This window comes from Pseudomonas sp. YeP6b (genome assembly GCF_025642995.1).
Lineage (GTDB): Bacteria > Pseudomonadota > Gammaproteobacteria > Pseudomonadales > Pseudomonadaceae > Aquipseudomonas.
Genome location: NZ_CP080090.1, coordinates 3857463 through 3873904 on the forward strand (window position 1 = coordinate 3857463; position 16442 = coordinate 3873904).

Annotated in this window: 18 protein-coding genes; 10 read left to right on the top strand and 8 right to left on the bottom strand. The window is 60.0% G+C overall.

Going from position 1 to position 16442, the window contains the following annotated elements:
• Window positions 1–415: 415 nt before the first annotated feature.
• Window positions 416–1342, bottom strand: coding sequence for a carbon-nitrogen hydrolase family protein (locus KZH41_RS17295; protein WP_094950689.1), 927 nt, complete (start codon window positions 1340–1342; stop codon window positions 416–418).
• Window positions 1343–1433: 91 nt separating this feature from the next.
• Here KZH41_RS17295 and KZH41_RS17300 point away from each other — a divergent pair, with 91 nt between their 5' ends.
• Window positions 1434–2333 (top strand): LysR family transcriptional regulator, encoded by a 900-nt coding sequence (locus KZH41_RS17300; RefSeq protein ID WP_094950688.1) that lies wholly within the window; start codon window positions 1434–1436, stop codon window positions 2331–2333.
• On the opposite strand, the gene KZH41_RS17305 is transcribed toward KZH41_RS17300, so the two are convergent.
• Window positions 2326–2580 carry a hypothetical protein gene (locus tag KZH41_RS17305; RefSeq protein WP_003190904.1) on the bottom strand — a complete coding sequence of 85 codons (255 nt, stop codon included), beginning with the start codon at window positions 2578–2580 and terminating at the stop codon, window positions 2326–2328. The two genes, KZH41_RS17300 and KZH41_RS17305, sit on opposite strands and share 8 nt — an antisense overlap.
• Before the next feature lie 164 nt (window positions 2581–2744).
• Here KZH41_RS17305 and KZH41_RS17310 point away from each other — a divergent pair, with 164 nt between their 5' ends.
• Window positions 2745–3074 carry a DUF883 family protein gene (locus KZH41_RS17310; RefSeq protein WP_094950687.1) on the top strand — a complete coding sequence of 110 codons (330 nt, stop codon included), beginning with the start codon at window positions 2745–2747 and terminating at the stop codon, window positions 3072–3074.
• Between the two features lie 35 nt (window positions 3075–3109).
• Here KZH41_RS17310 and KZH41_RS17315 read toward each other — a convergent pair whose 3' ends face one another.
• Both KZH41_RS17315 and KZH41_RS17320 read right to left on the bottom strand, forming a co-directional pair.
• Window positions 3110–4147, bottom strand: coding sequence for an Ldh family oxidoreductase (locus KZH41_RS17315; protein WP_094950686.1), 1038 nt, complete (start codon window positions 4145–4147; stop codon window positions 3110–3112).
• 445 nt (window positions 4148–4592) lie between these two features.
• Window positions 4593–4862, bottom strand: coding sequence for a PepSY domain-containing protein (locus KZH41_RS17320; RefSeq protein ID WP_094950684.1), 270 nt, complete (start codon window positions 4860–4862; stop codon window positions 4593–4595).
• Between the two features lie 152 nt (window positions 4863–5014).
• Here KZH41_RS17320 and KZH41_RS17325 point away from each other — a divergent pair, with 152 nt between their 5' ends.
• The 7 genes from KZH41_RS17325 (at window position 5015) to KZH41_RS17355 (ending at window position 10974) form a co-directional block, all read left to right on the top strand.
• On the top strand, window positions 5015–6010 hold the full coding sequence (locus KZH41_RS17325; protein ID WP_263273252.1) for a FecR family protein: 996 nt from the start codon (window positions 5015–5017) through the stop codon (window positions 6008–6010).
• A gap of 316 nt (window positions 6011–6326) precedes the next feature.
• The gene (locus KZH41_RS17330; RefSeq protein WP_094950682.1) at window positions 6327–6782 is read left to right on the top strand and encodes a hypothetical protein; all 456 of its coding nucleotides are present in this window, start codon (window positions 6327–6329) and stop codon (window positions 6780–6782) included.
• Window positions 6779–7345: an adhesin gene (locus tag KZH41_RS17335; RefSeq protein ID WP_242150264.1), complete on the top strand. Its 567-nt coding sequence runs from the start codon at window positions 6779–6781 to the stop codon at window positions 7343–7345. Before KZH41_RS17330 ends, KZH41_RS17335 begins: the two co-directional genes overlap by 4 nt.
• 67 nt (window positions 7346–7412) lie before the next feature.
• Complete coding sequence (locus tag KZH41_RS17340; RefSeq protein WP_094950680.1) at window positions 7413–8087, top strand: heme utilization protein; 675 nt, start codon at window positions 7413–7415, stop codon at window positions 8085–8087.
• A 62-nt stretch (window positions 8088–8149) separates the two neighbouring features.
• Entirely contained in the window at window positions 8150–8827 is a 678-nt protein-coding gene (locus KZH41_RS17345; protein WP_263273253.1) for a C39 family peptidase, read from the top strand.
• Between the two features lie 37 nt (window positions 8828–8864).
• Entirely contained in the window at window positions 8865–9614 is a 750-nt protein-coding gene (locus tag KZH41_RS17350; protein ID WP_242150270.1) for a hypothetical protein, read from the top strand.
• Window positions 9615–9663: 49 nt separating this feature from the next.
• A complete protein-coding gene (locus KZH41_RS17355; protein ID WP_094950677.1) occupies window positions 9664–10974 on the top strand; it encodes a hypothetical protein in 1311 nt (436 codons plus the stop codon).
• Between the two features lie 86 nt (window positions 10975–11060).
• Here the strand turns inward: KZH41_RS17355 and KZH41_RS17360 are convergent, their stop codons facing one another.
• The gene (locus KZH41_RS17360; protein WP_094950676.1) at window positions 11061–12386 is read right to left on the bottom strand and encodes a sigma-54 dependent transcriptional regulator; all 1326 of its coding nucleotides are present in this window, start codon (window positions 12384–12386) and stop codon (window positions 11061–11063) included.
• Window positions 12387–12730: 344 nt separating this feature from the next.
• Between KZH41_RS17360 and KZH41_RS17365 the strand changes: the two genes are divergently transcribed.
• Window positions 12731–12991, top strand: coding sequence for a hypothetical protein (locus tag KZH41_RS17365; protein WP_083358686.1), 261 nt, complete (start codon window positions 12731–12733; stop codon window positions 12989–12991).
• 90 nt (window positions 12992–13081) lie between these two features.
• On the opposite strand, the gene KZH41_RS17370 is transcribed toward KZH41_RS17365, so the two are convergent.
• The 3 genes from KZH41_RS17370 to gnd are packed head-to-tail and all read right to left on the bottom strand — an operon-like array spanning window position 13082 to window position 16406.
• Window positions 13082–13906: an HAD family hydrolase gene (locus KZH41_RS17370; protein ID WP_094950675.1), complete on the bottom strand. Its 825-nt coding sequence runs from the start codon at window positions 13904–13906 to the stop codon at window positions 13082–13084.
• Complete coding sequence (zwf, locus tag KZH41_RS17375) at window positions 13903–15426, bottom strand: glucose-6-phosphate dehydrogenase (protein ID WP_263273254.1); 1524 nt, start codon at window positions 15424–15426, stop codon at window positions 13903–13905. The genes KZH41_RS17370 and zwf overlap by 4 nt, the downstream gene beginning before the upstream one ends.
• On the bottom strand, window positions 15423–16406 hold the full coding sequence (gene gnd, locus KZH41_RS17380; RefSeq protein ID WP_263273255.1) for a phosphogluconate dehydrogenase (NAD(+)-dependent, decarboxylating): 984 nt from the start codon (window positions 16404–16406) through the stop codon (window positions 15423–15425). Before gnd ends, zwf begins: the two co-directional genes overlap by 4 nt.
• Window positions 16407–16442 lie beyond the last annotated feature (36 nt).

Genomic DNA, 16442 nt, shown 5'->3' on the forward strand with positions numbered 1-16442 from the left:
ATCAGCTAAATAGGGTGGTGTGGTGCTCTGCTTTTGCTTCTACCACTCAGGTCGGCTACTAGGCCGCCGTGCTGTAGATTTTGATTTTGATCTTGATCTGACAGGCCCCGTTAACCACGATGGCCGCACGCAGGCTTGAATCCGTGGGTAACCCGGCAGGACGCCGGGTTAGCCGCGCTGGGCCAAGGATGGCCCATCGCGGCGGCCCACGGATTCAAGCCTGCGTGCGGGCATGCCGAGCCTAAGCGAGGCACCGAGTGGTGGGGCAAAGCGTTTTTTGGTTACTTTTTTAGGCGTTTGTAAAAAAGTGACTCGCTGTAAGAGCGAAACCCTAAGCCGCCGTTACCGCAGCAACGGATATGTACTCAATCTACCTAAAGAAGCGCCCCCCAAAGACCGCTATCGCCGGCAAGCTTTAGTCAGTGATAGTGCGCACGCCCGGCTTGGCGCGCTCATCCACCACCAGCTCGAAAATATCCGGCCGCGCATAGTGCCCCACCACGTCATAGTCATAACGTGCGCGTACCAAATCATCGGTATTGATCTGCGCGGTCAGCAGCCCCGCCTCCCCCAGCAGCGGCCCAGCGAGAATGTCGCCCATCGGCCCGATAATCACACTGCCGCCAGCGATCAACGGCCGGTCTGACGGCCAGTTGGCAATCTCCACGCCCAACGCCTCAGGCGATGCCTGCACCTGGCAAGCGCTTACCACGAAACAACGGCCTTCATGGGCAACATGGCGCATGCTCACCTGCCACATCTCGCGCTCATCCACCGTGGGTGCGCACCACACCTCCACGCCTTTGGCGTACATCGCGGTGCGCAGCAAAGGCATCATGTTTTCCCAGCACACCGCGCCGCCGAGGCGGCCTACCGCTGCGTCGATCACCGGCAAGGTCGAGCCATCGCCCTTGCCCCAAATCAGCCGCTCGGTGCCGGTAGGCATCAACTTGCGGTGCTTGGCCACCAGGCCGCCCGACGGCTCGACATACAGCACGGTGCAATACAGCGTGCTGCCACTGCGCTCGATCACACCCAGTACCAGGCTGGCGCCGGTGCGTGCCGACAACCCGGCCAGCGCCTCAGTCTCCACGCCTGGCACGTCGATGGCATTGGCAAAGTAGCGCGCAAACGCTTCGCGACCTTCGGGCAGGCGATAACCCAACTGCGTGCCGAAACCCTCACCCTTGGGGTAGCCGCCCAGCAAGGCCTCGGGCATCACCACCAGTTGCGCACCGCTGCGCAGGATCTGGTCCTCATAGGCGAGGATTTGCGCCAGGGTCTGAGCTTTGCCGCCGGGCAACGAACCGATTTGCAAAGCGGCCACGGTAGAAATGGGCATCACGATCACTCCAAATGTTAGGGGTTGCCCATTCTCCGGCCAGCCTCGATCATGAATAAAGCCCACCTCAGTGCTAAATGATATGAGCCAAATGAATATCGCCCAGGTTGATTTGAACCTGCTGAAAACCTTCGAAGCCTTGCACGATGAGTCCAGCGCCAGCCGCGCGGCATTGCGCCTGGGCGTCACCCAGTCGGCGGTCAGCGCAGGCCTGAGGCGTTTACGCGAACTGTATGGCGATCAATTGTTTGTACGCACTGGTCGCGGTTTGGCGCCCACCTTGCGCGCCAACCAGCTGAAACCGGTGATCAGCGAAGCGCTGGACCGCTGCCGACAGAGTCTGGCGATGATCAATCCGGATAACCCCGACTACCAGGGCCGGTCAGTGGTACTGGGCTTGTCCGATGATTTCGAGATTGCCCATGGCCGCCAACTGATGCAGGAAATTGCCCTGCGCGCGCCCAAACTGCGGGTGATCTTCCGGCAAACCCACAGCCAGATCGTCGCGGGCGCCCTGCTCGACCGCAGCCTGGACTTGGCGATCACCGCCGGCGGCTTTGCCGAGCGCCGGCTGAGCCGGCACGTGTTGGGGGAAGGCGATTACCGCTGCCTGGTCGACCCGCACAGCATGGCGCCAGGCCAGCTCGGCATCAGCCTGGAAGCGTTTGTTGCACGCGAACATGTGTTGGTGTCGTCGGGCGGGTTTATCGGGATTACCGATGAAGGGTTGGCGGCCCAAGGGTTGAGCCGTCAGGTGTGCGCGTCCACCAGCCACTTTGCCGCACTGCCGTTCCTGCTCAAGGGCAGCAACGCGGTAGCGACGATTCCCGGGCATGCCGCCGAGGCCATTGCGCAGCTCAGCGGCTTGCGCGTGCTGCCCTGCCCGCTGGCGCTGCCGCGCTACCCGGTGGAACTGGGCTGGCGTACCCAGGCCCAGCGCGATCCGCTGCTGCTGAAAGTCCGCGAGGCGGTGGTGGCGTGCTTTACTTAGCCGCAGCCATCAGCTTGTTGACTTCGCTGCGCACCATGTTGGAAAACTCCGGCGGCGACATGCCATCAAGCTCGGCGCGCACCCACTCGGCCCACTTGCCTTTACGCTTGGCGCGCTCGCCAAACAACCGCGCCGCTTCGCCCTTGGCCTTGCCCAGGTTGGTCTGCCACAGGTCGTAGAGGCGGGACTTTTCATCTTCCAGCTCGGCGCGTTCGGCGAGGGTTTTGTTGGCCAGATTGAAGCTCATGTTGAATTACCTGCTGCACAAATAGGCGACATCTTACACTGTAGGTCGAAACTTCCAGATTCGGATTTTACTCAGCGCAGCGCCGCCAGCAAAAAAACTGCAACTTTTGGCGCGGCCCGACACTCCATTGTTCACTGTCACATTCACTCGCAAGGAGTCACACAATGGCCCGCAAAACTGTCGCCCAAACTGCCCAAGCTGTTGAAGATCAAATCAAGGATCAAGCGTTCAGTGAACTGACGGCGTTGATCGAAGAATCGGACAAGCTGCTCAAAAGCAGCGCCGCCCTGATAGGCGAGGAAGGCGAAACCTTGCGCGAGCAGGTCGCTATCAAGCTCAAGCAAGCGCTGGACTCGGTGTCCAACGTGCGCGAGCGCAGCAAGCCGGTGGTGGATGCCACCGAGACCTACATCGGTGGCCACCCATGGCAGACCGTGGCCATTTCCGCAGGCTTTGGCCTGGTGGTGGGTCTGTTGCTCGGTCGTCGCAACTAAGCGACTGGGGCTGCTGCCTGCGGCAGCAGCCCGGTTCAACCTTCGGCCAATTCCTGTAGCTGCTGCAGATCCTTCGCTTCAATTTCAACCCCAGCCTCCTGCGACTTCGCCCGTGTGCGATGGCGCCGATCCCCCGGCAACCGCCGCAACCCCGCTGCATGCATCTGCCGCACCAGTTCCTGGCTGCGCTCGGCAAAGCTTTGCCCGGCGGTTTTGCTCGGGTCGATCAGGATCAATAACTGCCCGGTCCAGGGCGTGCGTGCACCCGGGTGATCCGACCAATCGAACTCAAACGAGAAGTTGCCACCGGTCAACGCCGCCGCCAGCAGCTCGACCATCATCGACAGTGCCGAGCCCTTGTGCCCGCCGAACGGCAACAATGCACCGCCTTCAAGGATGGCTTTAGGGTCCTGGGTCGGCTGGCCAAGGCTGTCGACGCCCATGCCCGGCGGCAGGCGCTCGCCGTTGCGCGCGGCAATCTGCACGTCGCCATGGGCAATGGCGCTGGTGGCCAGGTCAAACACGATGGGCGCGCCGTCTGCCCGTGGTGCGGCAAAGGCGATGGGGTTGGTGCCGAACAGCGGGCGATCGGCACCATGGGGCACCACACAGGTCATGCTGTTGACCACACTCAGCGCCACCAGGCCTTCTTCGGCGAAGGGTTCGACATCCGGCCACAACGCGGCAAAGTGATGGGAGTTGTGAATAGCCAGCAATGCAATACCCGCACTGCGAGCCTTGGCCACCAGCAACGCGCGAGCCGCCGCCAGCGCAGGTTGGGCGAAGCCATTGCAGGCGTCTACCCGTAAGAAGCCGGACGCCACATCGGTGACCACCGGCACGGCCTTGCCGTCGACCCAGCCGCTGGCCAGGGTGCTGAGGTAACCGGGGATGCGGAAGATGCCATGGCTATGCGCGCCATCGCGTTCGGCGCTGGCGCAGTTGTGCGCCAGGATGGCGGCCACCTCAGGCGATGTGCCGTGCGTGACGAAGACCTGTTGTAGCAATACCACCAACTCAGTGAAGCCGATAGAGATTGACGCCGTGGCAACTGTCGGAGACTGCGCAGACATTTGAAGCTCCGTTTTTATGATTGGAAGGGGGCAACGAATGGACATTCAGGCCGTTGATTAAACACCACGCACCGCGCCTGATGTCAACTTGCGCACGGCCTCATCAGAATCCGCAAAGAGGCTTCGCCTTTACTGTTCGCGATGACAATAAGCGCAGGCTGTTTTTGGTCACTCGGTTCTTTCAACCGGACCTGGGTAAATACTAGAACCATCAGCAAGGGGGTTTGGAAAGACGTTGGTGGCGGCACTGAAACCAGTTCGGTTAAACAAAAAATCCTCAGTACCACCGGCGCCAAGCACCTAAAAGCTGCCCGACAGGTATTCATGAGCGACGCCGACACGCGCATGGACACCCTCTTGGCCAACGCCGATTCGGCGACCTGCTTGATTACTCACCTGGGCCGCGTATTGGATCCGGGGGCTTGAGCAGCCCCCAGAGGCACCGTCAGTCTTTCTGGTCGCGCAGGATGTTGCCGGAAGCGCCGTCGATACGTGCTTCATACACGGTGCCATCGGACTTGCGGCCTTTAACTTCCCAATAGCCGTTGTCGTCCGCTTCGGCCGCGTAAACCTCGACGTATCCAGCCTTGGTCTTGGCCACTTCGATGGCCTTTTCGATGGTAATCCAGCCCGCGCCCGGCTTATCAGCCATCGCTGCACCGGCACTGAGCAGGGCGGTGGTTGCACACAGGGCGACTAAGGTTTTCTTCAGCATGTTCGTACTCCATTGTGGGAATGACGGACTCGTGTCCTGTAATTTCTGATATTCCCAAACGAGAATAAGTTCCAATTGATGTGCAATCGCCATGATGGCTGTTCTCGCGGTCCGCCTCAGGAGGTTAGAATGCGCGAAATCAGGATGAGTTAATGAGCGAAAAGTCCCTTTCAGAAGCCGAATATGACGCCATCACCGACGCCGCCGCGCATTGGTGCATGCGCCTGCATGCCAGTGATTGCACGGCGGGCGAACGTCAGGCTTTTGCGCAATGGCACGATGCCGACCCGCTGCATGCCTTCGAATATGCGGCCATGTTGGAAATCTGGGACGTGGCCGATCACCTGCCGCGCAGCGAACCTGTGGCAGTGGTGGTGCCGTTCAAGCCGCGCAGCCGCTTGCGCACCTACGCAGTGGCCGCCGCAGTGTGCCTCGCCGCATTGCCGCTGGCGGCCTTTACCGGCTGGGAAGCGGGCTGGCTGCCCAGTTCCTATGAACACTTTGACGCCGCCAATGGCCTGCGCAAGGTCACCCTTGGCGATGGCAGCCAGGTCGAGCTGAACCTGGGCACTGAACTGGTCTACAGCAACTACAAAAACCAGCGCCGGGTGACCCTGAAAAAGGGCGAAGCGTTTTTCAAAGTCAGCCATGACGGCAATCACCCGTTTATCGTGCGCGCGGGCGAAGGGCAGGTTAGGGTCACCGGCACCCAGTTCAACGTCTGGAAGTATGAAGACCAGGTGCGGGTCACGTTGCTTGAAGGCTCAGTGCAGATTGCCAGCGACGCGCTGCACGCCAGCGTGCCGCTCAGCCCCGGCATGCAGGCCAGTTACCACACGGGAGATGCCGCCCCGCAGGTCGCCGTCACCCACCCCAACGACGCAGGCCTGGCATGGCGCCAGGGCAAGCTGGTGCTCGACAACCTGGCCCTGGCCGATGCGCTGCCGCTGATCAACCGCTACCTGAACAAACCGGTGATGCTGGCCGACGCCACAACCGGGACGATTCGCATCGGCGGCATTTACAACATCAATGAGGTTAATAACCTCATCCCTTCCCTGCCCAAGGTGCTGCCGGTCTACCTGACCCAGAACCAGGACGGCAACCCCGTACTCAACTCCATCCCGCGTAAAACGCCCAAAGGCTAAGCCTTTGTTGCACCCATGGGCGTGCTTGCGCCCGCAGTGTCCATTTTTGATACACCTGCCTGGCCTGAACCGCCCACCCGGTGCGGACTCATGCTTTTGTCATGGGCACTGTTACATCGCTGAGACACCCCTGCGGTGGGGCTGGGCATACCCAGCCATACGGCGGGTGTCTCAACGCTGAAACACCCTGGCCATCACTTCGCCCCGCCTTAATCACAACCCACTGAATATCAACACAAAACCAAAAGCGGCACGCGTTCTGCTCTTTCCCTTACAGCGCTGTTTAGGGTCAGCGCGAAGAATAAGGAACACTGCCGTGGACACACACAATCCAGGCTCACTGAGCCTCCTGCTGATCAGCTGTGCATTGAGTGCCAGCGTGAGCTTTCCAGTGCTCGCGGCGGGCGACGGTGTGATCGTGGTCGAACGTCAGGTCCAGCCTTATTCGATCGGCCGTGCACGCGGCGTCGACCCCTACCCCACCACCGTCAATGCCAACCCCTCTGCGCAAGTCTTCCGCGCGACCAGCAATGAGCTGAGCGACCACGACATCGCCGGTATCAGCAGTGGCTCAAGCATTACCCGCAGCATCATGCCCAATGGTGACATCACCGGTTTGAACAACATCGGCAGCGCCAACAACCTGGGTGCGGCCAGTGCAGCCGGCCACGGGGGTGGTAGCGCAATTGCGGGCACCGTCAACGGCGCGATCTCCAGCGGACTCGCCCCGTTGAACAACATCAGCGGCATGGTCGGGGGGGCAATGAAATGAATCGCTCCTGGATGCTTCTCGCAGCGTTCAGCTGCACAGCGGCGATGGCCGACAGCAGCAACAACAACGCAACTATCGACAACTCGGGCAGCCAGTACAACGGCGTGGCCTCGATCAACCAGGCCGCCGGCGACCAGCAACAGTTGAGCAATAACGTCGCCATCGCCGTGGGCCACAACGCCCAGGCCAACATCTCCGTCACCCAGAGAATCAGCGGTGCCGCCGACGACCGCGCCTTGAACGCCAAGGCCGCGATCCAGGGCAACTCTTTCAGCAATGGCAACGGTGCACTGAGCGTCAACCAGTCGGCCGGGGCCCAGAACCAGATGATCAATGCCGTGCGTATCAGCCTCAGCGCTGGCCCGCAAAGCATCGACGACAGCGTCATGTCGCAACAGAACGTTGCGCTTGCAACCGACTCAGCGTTGACCCCTACCACTGGCAGCCGCCAGGTCGTTACCAGCGACCAGGCCTTCACCGGCAGCCGTGGAGTGGTTCAGGTCAACCAGAGCGCCGGGGTGGGGAACCGAGTGGCTAACACCCTGAATGTACGACTCAACTGATGGAGCTGAGTCGCTAGATAGACCGTACCAACACTTAACCAACTAATTAGAAGCAAGGAGATACACCATGAAAACTACAATGGCTCTTAAACCACTGGCTTTCGCTCTCGCTGCGCTCATGGCTGTTGCTGCTCAAGCGGGTCAACCTCCTACCACGGCGGCGGCAACCACACTGGATGGTCAAAGCAACCACGGCAACGTGGTGATCAATGACAAAACCAAAAACAACGCCTCCGCCAATGACTCCTACAACCACATCAGCGGCGTGGCCAACGGCAACGTGCTGAGCGGCGACAACAACCAAGGTAAAAACGATGTGGCTATCGTTGCCGGCGATGCCGACTTCGTGTTTGCCACCACCGGCACCGCACAATCGAATACCGGCAACCTGGTGGTCAACAGCGGCACCAAAAACAATGCTTCGCTCAACGACAGCGGCAACCACGCTTCGGGTGTGATTCAACTGAACGCCGCCTCGGGCACCTCCAACCAAGGCAGCAACAGCGTTGCAATCGCCTCGGGCAATGGCAACAGCGGCGCCGCCGCCGTTACCGGCGTGCAAGATGTATCGGGCAACCTGACCCTCAACCTGGCCAGCGGCCACGGCTGGAACACCAAACCGGTGGTCAACAACGCCAGCGTGAACAACTCGATGAACTACAGCTCTGGGGTGTCGAACTCCAACGTTCTGTCGGGCAGCAACAACCAAGGTCAGAACAACGTAGCAATCACTCGCTTCTGATCCTGATCGGGCCTTGGCAACAAGGCCCTTTTTATTTCCAGTGTCCAGCAGGTCATACGATCATGCGCCTCGTTGCCGTCCTTCTTTTGCTCGCACTCACCGGCCACGCCTTGGCAGGGCAAGTGGCAATCGTCATGCCCGGCGGTGGGTTGATGTACAAAAAGGTCGAAAGCATCCGCGAGCGCAAATTCGCCAACCTGGTGGAACAGAAAACCGATTTCAGCTGCGGTGCCGCCGCACTGGCGACCATCCTGCGCCAAGCCTATTGGATGGACGTGGATGAAGACCACGTCATCAAGGGCATGCTGATCAACGCGGACCAGGATCTGGTCCGCACCCAGGGCTTATCCATGCTTGACATGAAGCGCTATCTGGAAAGCATCCACATGCGCGCCAAGGGCTACCGGATTACGCCTGAAGTGCTGATCACCGTGAAAGTGCCCGTGGTCGTGCTGCTGGAAATTCGCGGCTACAAGCACTTCGTGGTGTTGCAGCGTGCCGACAAGGAGTGGGTGTATATCGGCGACCCCGTGCTGGGTAACAAGCGCTATGCCAAGGAAGACTTCGTCAAGGGCTGGAACGGCATTGTGTTCGCGGTGATCGGCGAGGGCTATGACAAGGCCAACGCCCTGCTCACGCCGCCCACCCCGCTGACCGCCAAGAACCAGCTGAACGAGTTCAGCCCGGTGCGCGACAGTGAATTGATGGACTTCGGTTTCATCCAGAGCGACTTCTTCTAGAGGCGCAATAAGGAGCAGGATGCTCCAGGAGCAAACGATGAACACTCTCCGTTGGCTGACGGTCATGTGCCTGGCAGCCTCAGCACCGGCTTACGCATCCTCCGCGTTCAAGCCGATCGAACTCAAAGACTCGGAAATGGCTGACCTGCGCGGGCGTTATGTGATGCCCGGACGGATCGTCAGCTTTGGCCTGGTGATGAGCAGCACCTGGACCAACGCCGCCGGTGCAACCGTCACCGGTACCGCCAATATGCAGGTCAACGCTTCCACCATCACCCCGCAGTTCTACGTGCAGATTACCGGCAACGACGGCACCGGCGTGGTCAAGCAGCCTAACGGCACCGGCACTGTGGTGGGCGGTGCGGGCCTGGGCACGGGCCAAGGCGTCACGCAAAGCGTGCGGGCGGCAGGTGACGGTAACACCGCCAATAACGGCGTCGACATCAATGTGACGAAAAACGGCCTGGCGCCGGCCAATTACGTGCAATCCGGGCAGGCCCTGGTTGCCGGCCAGCCGATTACCGGCGGCACGGCGGCCGGCCAAGTCACGGTCACGGCTAAAAATGGCGGGCTGCAAATGGCGCTTCAGGCCAACAACAACCAGGGCAATGTGGTGCAGCAAATTGGCGGCGGCAATGTCCTCCAAGGCACGGTTATTCAAGGCAACAGCAATTTCGTGAACAACCTGACCCAACTCAATGTGGTGCTGGGCAACAACGGTTTGAACAACATCACCCAGAACCTGAATCTTGATCAACTCAAAGGCCTACGCCCTGCCGGTTATTGAACTACGCTGAGCCACGACACTTACGCATTAGAAAGGGACGGCTTATTTCATGCATCGATCGTTATCGTTACGTGCCGTGATTTGTTTGAGTACGCTCCTACCCGCATCCGTGCTGTATGCCGCGCCGGATACGGATATCGAGACGTTGAAACAGGAACTGCTGGAGCTCAAACAGCGTTATGAAGTGCAGCAAAAAGCACTGGCCGTATTGGAGCAACGCGTAAGACAAGTAGAAGATCAACCTGCCACGCCGGCACCCAAACGCTTGGCCAAATCACCTGCCGACTTCCAGAAAGGCGGCACCACTGTCGCCGGCAATACACGCGGGGTCGGCGCTGCTGCAGCTTCTGGCGGCGCAGCGGGTGGCAGTTCCTACGGGCAAAACCTGAAGGACGACTCGGCGCCGGCACAAAGTGTGAGCAACTTGTACAACGAGGCCAGCGGCTTTTTCGGCAACGGCAAGTTCAGCTTTGAAACCGGCATCACCTATGCGCGCTACGACGCGCGCCAGTTGTCGCTCAACGGCTTTCTGGCACTGGACTCGATCTTCCTCGGCAATATCAACCTGGACCGGATCAAGTCAGACAGCTGGACCCTGGACCTCACCGGCCGCTACAACCTGGACAACCGCTGGCAGTTCGACCTGAACGTGCCGGTGGTGTACCGCGAAGCGACCTACCAGTCCGGTGGTGCCGGCGGCGATGCCAAAAACACCTCGGAAGGCTCGGTCACCCGAGACCCAACCATCGGCGATGTCAACTTCGGCATTGCGTATAAGTTCCTCGATGAGAGTGCCAACCTGCCGGACGCGGTGGTGTCATTGCGGGTCAAGGCGCCGACCGGCAAGGAACCCTATGGCATCAAGCTGATTGAGCAAGCCGGCAACGATAACCTCGCGATACCGGAAAGCCTGCCAACCGGTAACGGTGTGTGGTCGGTGACGCCGGGCATTTCCCTGGTCAAGACGTTCGATCCCGCGGTGCTGTTCGGTTCGCTGTCCTACACCCATAACTTCGAGGATTCGTTCAGCGACATCAACCCCAACGTCAACCAGAAAACCCCCGGTAAAGTCAGCCTGGGTGACAGCTTCCAGTTCGGTGTGGGCGTCGCTTTCGCCCTCAACGAGAAGATGAGTATGTCGTTCTCGGTGTCCGACCTGGTGCAACGTAAAAGCAGGGTCAAGCAGAGTGGCCAGGATTGGCAATCGGTGGTCTCCAGCGATGCGAACGCCGGTTATTTCAACGTCGGCATGACCATTGCGGCGTCGGAGAACCTGACGATTGTGCCGAACCTGTCCATTGGGATGACGGATGATGCGCCGGACTTTACGTTCAGTTTGAAGTTTCCGTATTACTTCTAGGGACAGCCGGGCGCGGAGCGTCCCTGGCCACAAAGAAAAGCCCCGCAACGATAAGGGTCGTTGCGGGGCTTTTCGGTTTACCCGCCCTAGCGGATCTGGTGTTTGTGCAGCAACCGGTAGAAGGTCGGCCGGGAAACCCCCAGCACACGGGCCGCGACACTCAGGTTGTCGCTGTGCCGGTTGAGCACATCGCACAGCGCCTGACGTTCGGCGCGGTGCTTGTAATCTTCCAGTGTAGCCATCGGTGGCGCGATTGCCTGCTCAACTTGCAGCCCCAGATCAACGGCTTCGATCTGCCGCCCTTCCGCCAGCACCAAGCCACGGCGTACACGGTTGGCCAACTCGCGCACATTGCCCGGCCACGGGTGTTGCCCCATCGCCACCAGCGCATCTTCGCTGAAACTGCGTGGGCGACGCCCGGTTTCCTGGCTGTAAAAGCGCGAAAAGTGATTGGCCAGCATCGCCACGTCGCCATGGCGCTCACGCAGCGGCGCGGTAATCACCTGCAGGACATTGAGCCGATAATACAAGTCTTCACGAAAAGTGCCCTTCGCTACCGCCGCTTCCAGGTCGACGTGTGTCGCCGCCAGTACGCGCACATCCACCGGGATGGGCTGGCTGCCGCCGACGCGTTCGATTTGTTTTTCCTGCAGAAAACGCAGCAGGTTGGCTTGCAGTTCCATCGGCAAATCGCCGATCTCGTCAAGGAACAGCGTGCCACCGTGGGCCGCCTCAATGCGCCCGACCTTGCGCTGGTGCGCGCCGGTAAACGCACCTTTTTCATGGCCGAACAGCTCGGACTGAATCAAGTGTTCGGGGATCGCGCCGCAGTTGATCGCGACAAATGGCTTGGCATGCCGCTGGGATTGACGATGCAGGGTCTTGGCCACCAGCTCTTTACCGGTGCCGCTGTCGCCGCGAATCAGTACCGGCGATTCGGTGGGCGCAAGCTTAGCCAGCAATTTACGCAGTTCACGGATGGGTCGGCTGTCGCCGAGCAGTTCATGTTCCGGCTCGTCGACCAGCGCGTAGCCTTTGCCGCGCAGGCGTGCCATGCCGAACGCACGCCCCAGCGTGACCTGCACGCGTGCCACATCAAAAGGCAATGTGTGGAAGTCGAAAAACCATTCGCAGACAAAATCACCGACTTTTTGCAGACGCAGAACATCCGGGCTGAGCACGGCGATCCATTCGGTACCGCTGCGGCTGATCAATTCCTTGACCGCTTCTGGGCGTTCAAGGTGCTCGGGCTGCAAGCGCAGCAAGCCCACATCACACGAGCGATCGCCCACCGCACCTAGGGCACAGCTGTCCACTTCCCACCCGGCGGTGCGCAGGCCGGGCAATAGCCCATGGCAGTCGTCACAGGGATCGACCACCAGCAGGCGACGTTGGGCAGGTGTAACAACCATGACTATTCCTTGGCGCCAGAATTATTAAAGTTATTTAGAAACAATGGTTTGTGATGCCTGGCGCTAACACTAGCAAGGTATTGACGCGCGCCTTGTACCGTTTCGCTATAAGTGTTGGCAAAAAGCCACCTCCCGGACTTTTCGACTAAAAACTAGAGGCGCGCCGAAACGTTCATTCAGCTTCCAAAACAGCCGCTTACATGACGTTAATCACGGAAAGTTAAAATTTCTTGCTCTAGGATGTGACCCGTACCCCGCCATCGTGCATCAGTACAAGTAACTAGCCGTTTGGCTCGCCCAACCGACGGCACTCACTTGAATGGGCATTTAGAGAGAACACCCACATGAACGCCCCGCTCCGCATCAACGAAGCTCTTTTGATCGCAGACCGTGCTTTCCAGCCCTTTCAGTGCGTGGCCTGGCACGATGGCAATGGCGCCCTCAGCCTGAGCGTCATCGACCGTACCAATACCCGTATCGGCAGCAAACAACTGTCTTCGAGTGCCTATACCGACCCGGCGCAACTGGAAGATTTGTTGTTGCAGGCGCGCGCCGAACTCGACAAAGATGGCCATCAGTTGCAATCGTGGGCAATGCCGAAGTAATGCGAGGCAGCAACTTGCGATCATTGTCTGCAAGCAGAAACAATGATCGCAAGTTCGCTGTTAGAGCGTGGCCAATTCAAACTGGCGCAGTTACTTCTGCGCGAGAATAAACCGCTCGATAGCTTCGGCTGCGCCATCCTCGATATTACTGCCGGTGACGACGCTGGCTTGACGCTTGACCACTTCTTCGGCCTGGCCCATGGCAATCGACAACCCTGCCACGTGAAACATCGCCGGGTCGTTGCCACCGTCACCGATGGCCAGCGTTTGCTCAAGCGGCACCCCAAGGTGCGCCGCCAGGGTCTTCAGGGCTTCACCCTTGTTGGCGAGCATGGCGGTCACGTCCAGGTACACCGGTTGTGAGCGCGACACATGCGCCAACCCTTCAACCTTGGGTTGCAGCTGTGCTTCCAGCTCTTTGAGCAATTGCGTGTTGTGACTGGCGGCGACGATCTTGTCGACTCGATCCAGGTACGGCTCGAAACTCTCGACCACCACCGGCCCGTAGCCCAAGCCATCCGCTTCCCGCGCGACCATAGGGCCAGGCGGGTCACGGCGCAGCCAATCACCGTCGGCAAACAGCCAGACTTCTACGTCCGGCTCTGCGCTGAACAGCGCCAGCGCAACCAATGCCGCGTCTGCCGGCAGATGATGCGCCAGCAGTATGCTGCCATCGGGGTTGACCAACGTACCGCCATTAAAGCCCGCTACCGGCACATCAATGCCAAACGCTTCGACCATCTGCATCATGGCCTTGGGCGGCCGCCCGCTGGCCAAGCTGAAGAAGACCCCGGCCTCGCGCAAAGCGCGCACCGTGTCGATGGTGCGCTGGCTAGGCGTGTGGTCAGCGCGCAGCAACGTGCCGTCCATATCACTCAGTACAAACCGGATGGGATGGATCGCGGCGTCACTCATCCGAGGCTATGCCAGGTGCGGCCATCGCGGGCCAGCAAGGCATCGGCAGAGGCCGGGCCATCTTCACCGGCCTTGTAGGCCTGGATACCGTCGTCTTCTTTCCAGGCATCCAGGAACGGCTGCACCGCACGCCAGCCGTTTTCGATGTTGTCGGCGCGCTGGAACAGGGTCTGATCACCGGTCATGCAGTCGTAGATCAGGGTTTCGTAACCCGTAGACGGCTGCATCTCGAAGAAGTCCTTGTAGTCGAAACCCAACTCGATATTGGCCATTTCCAGGGTCGGCCCAGGTTTTTTCGCCAACAGGTCGAACCACATGCCTTCGTTCGGCTGGATCTGGATTTTGAGGTAGGTGGGCTTGAGCTCATCCACTTCGGTATCGCGGAACTGCGCGTAAGGCGCGTGCTTGAAGCAGATCACGATTTCAGTGTCGCGAATGCTCATGCGCTTGCCGGTGCGCAGGTAGAACGGCACGCCGACCCAGCGCCAGTTGTCGATCATCACCTTGAGGGCCACGAACGTCTCGGTGCTGCTGTCGGGCGCGACGTTGGCTTCTTCGCGGTAACCGGGAAGCGCCTTGCCGCCGATCTGGCCGGCGGTGTACTGGCCGCGTACCGAGTTAGCCCGCGCATCTTCCAGTGACCAGGGCCGGATGGCCCCGACGACCTTGGCTTTCTCACCGCGTACCGCATCGGCGCCAAACGCTGCCGGCGGCTCCATGGCGACCATCGCCAGCAGCTGGAACAGGTGGTTGGGCACCATGTCGCGCAGGGTGCCGGTTTTTTCGAAGAAATTACCCCGGGTTTCCACGCCGACGGTTTCCGCCGCGGTGATTTGCACGTGGTCGATGTAATGGTTGTTCCAGAACGCTTCGAACAGCACGTTGGAGAAACGGCTGATGAGGATGTTCTGCACCGTTTCCTTGCCCAGGTAATGGTCGATGCGATAGATCTGCTTCTCGCTCATCACCTTGAGCAGGCACGCGTTCAGCGCTTCAGCGGTGGCGAGGTCAGAGCCGAACGGCTTTTCGATCACCACACGACGGAACGCGTCATCGGTTTCGTTGAGCAAACCGGCGCTGCCCAGGCGCTGCACCACTTCACTGAAGAAGCGCGGTGCAGTGGCCAGGTAGAACACCGCGTTACCGGTGCCGCTGTCGGCGATTTTCTTGCTGATGTCGGCATAGGTGCTGTCGTCGAGGAAGTCACCCTCGACGTAGCTGATACCTTTGGCCAACTGCGCCCACAGCTCAGGGTCCAGGGCGTTGTCGGCATTGCCCTTGACCTTGCTCGCGGCCTCGGTGCGGATGAAATCCTCGAGCTTCTTGGCGAAGTCGGCGTCACTGATGGCGTTGTGATCAACGCCGACAATGCGCAGGCCATCGCCCAGCAGCCCGTCACGACTCAGGTTGTACAGCGCAGGCATCAGCAGGCGCTTGACCAGGTCGCCATGGGCGCCAAACAGAAACAGCGTGGTGGGTGGAGCGGGTTCGGCCTTGGGTTTCTTGCCGTTAACGGTCATTTTTTGGAAGTCTCCACATGGCCGCCAAAGCCGAAGCGCATGGCAGACAGCATTTTGTCACCGTAGGTGCTCTGCTGGCGGGAACGGAAACGCGCGAACAACGAGGTGGACAATACCGGTACCGGCACCGCTTGCTCCATGGCCGCTTCGATGGTCCAGCGGCCTTCACCGCTGTCGGCCACGGAGCCTGAGTAACCGTCGAGTTTCGGGTCGGTAGCCAGGGCGTCGGCAGTCAGGTCCAGCAGCCAGGACGAGACCACGCTGCCACGGCGCCAGACTTCGGCGATGTCGGCGACGTTGAGGTCAAAGCGCTGGTCTTGCGGCAGGTTTTCCGAGTTCTTGGTTTTGAGGATGTCGAAGCCTTCGGCAAAGGCCTGCATCATCCCGTACTCGATGCCGTTGTGAATCATCTTCACAAAGTGCCCGGAACCGGCCGGGCCAGCATGGATGTAGCCGTGCTCGGCGCGGCTGTCAGCCTGGGCGGAACGGTCCTTGGTGCGTGGGATATTACCCAGGCCCGGAGCCAGGCTGGCGAAGATCGGGTCGAGGCGCTGCACGGTCTCGGCGTCGCCACCGATCATCATGCAATAGCCACGTTCCAAGCCCCAAACGCCGCCAGAGGTGCCGACGTCGACATAGTGCAGGCCTTTTTCCGACAGCGCTTTAGCGCGACGTACGTCATCCTTATAGTTGGTGTTGCCGCCGTCGATGATCACATCACCGTCTTCCAGCAGTTCGCTCAGTTCATTGATGGTGTTTTCAGTCGGATCGCCTGCAGGCAGCATGACCCAAACGGCGCGCGGCTTTTGCAGGCCGGCTACCAGGGCTTTCAAGCCGGCGACGCCGGTGGCGCCCTCCTCGCTCAAGCCTTTTACAAATGCTTCGTTACGGTCGTATACAACGGTGGTATGCCCATTGAGCATCAGGCGCCGCGCAATGTTACCGCCCATGCGGCCTAGTCCGATAATCCCCAGTTGCATGTGCTGATGCTCCTAACTGCTAAAAAATGTGTGACA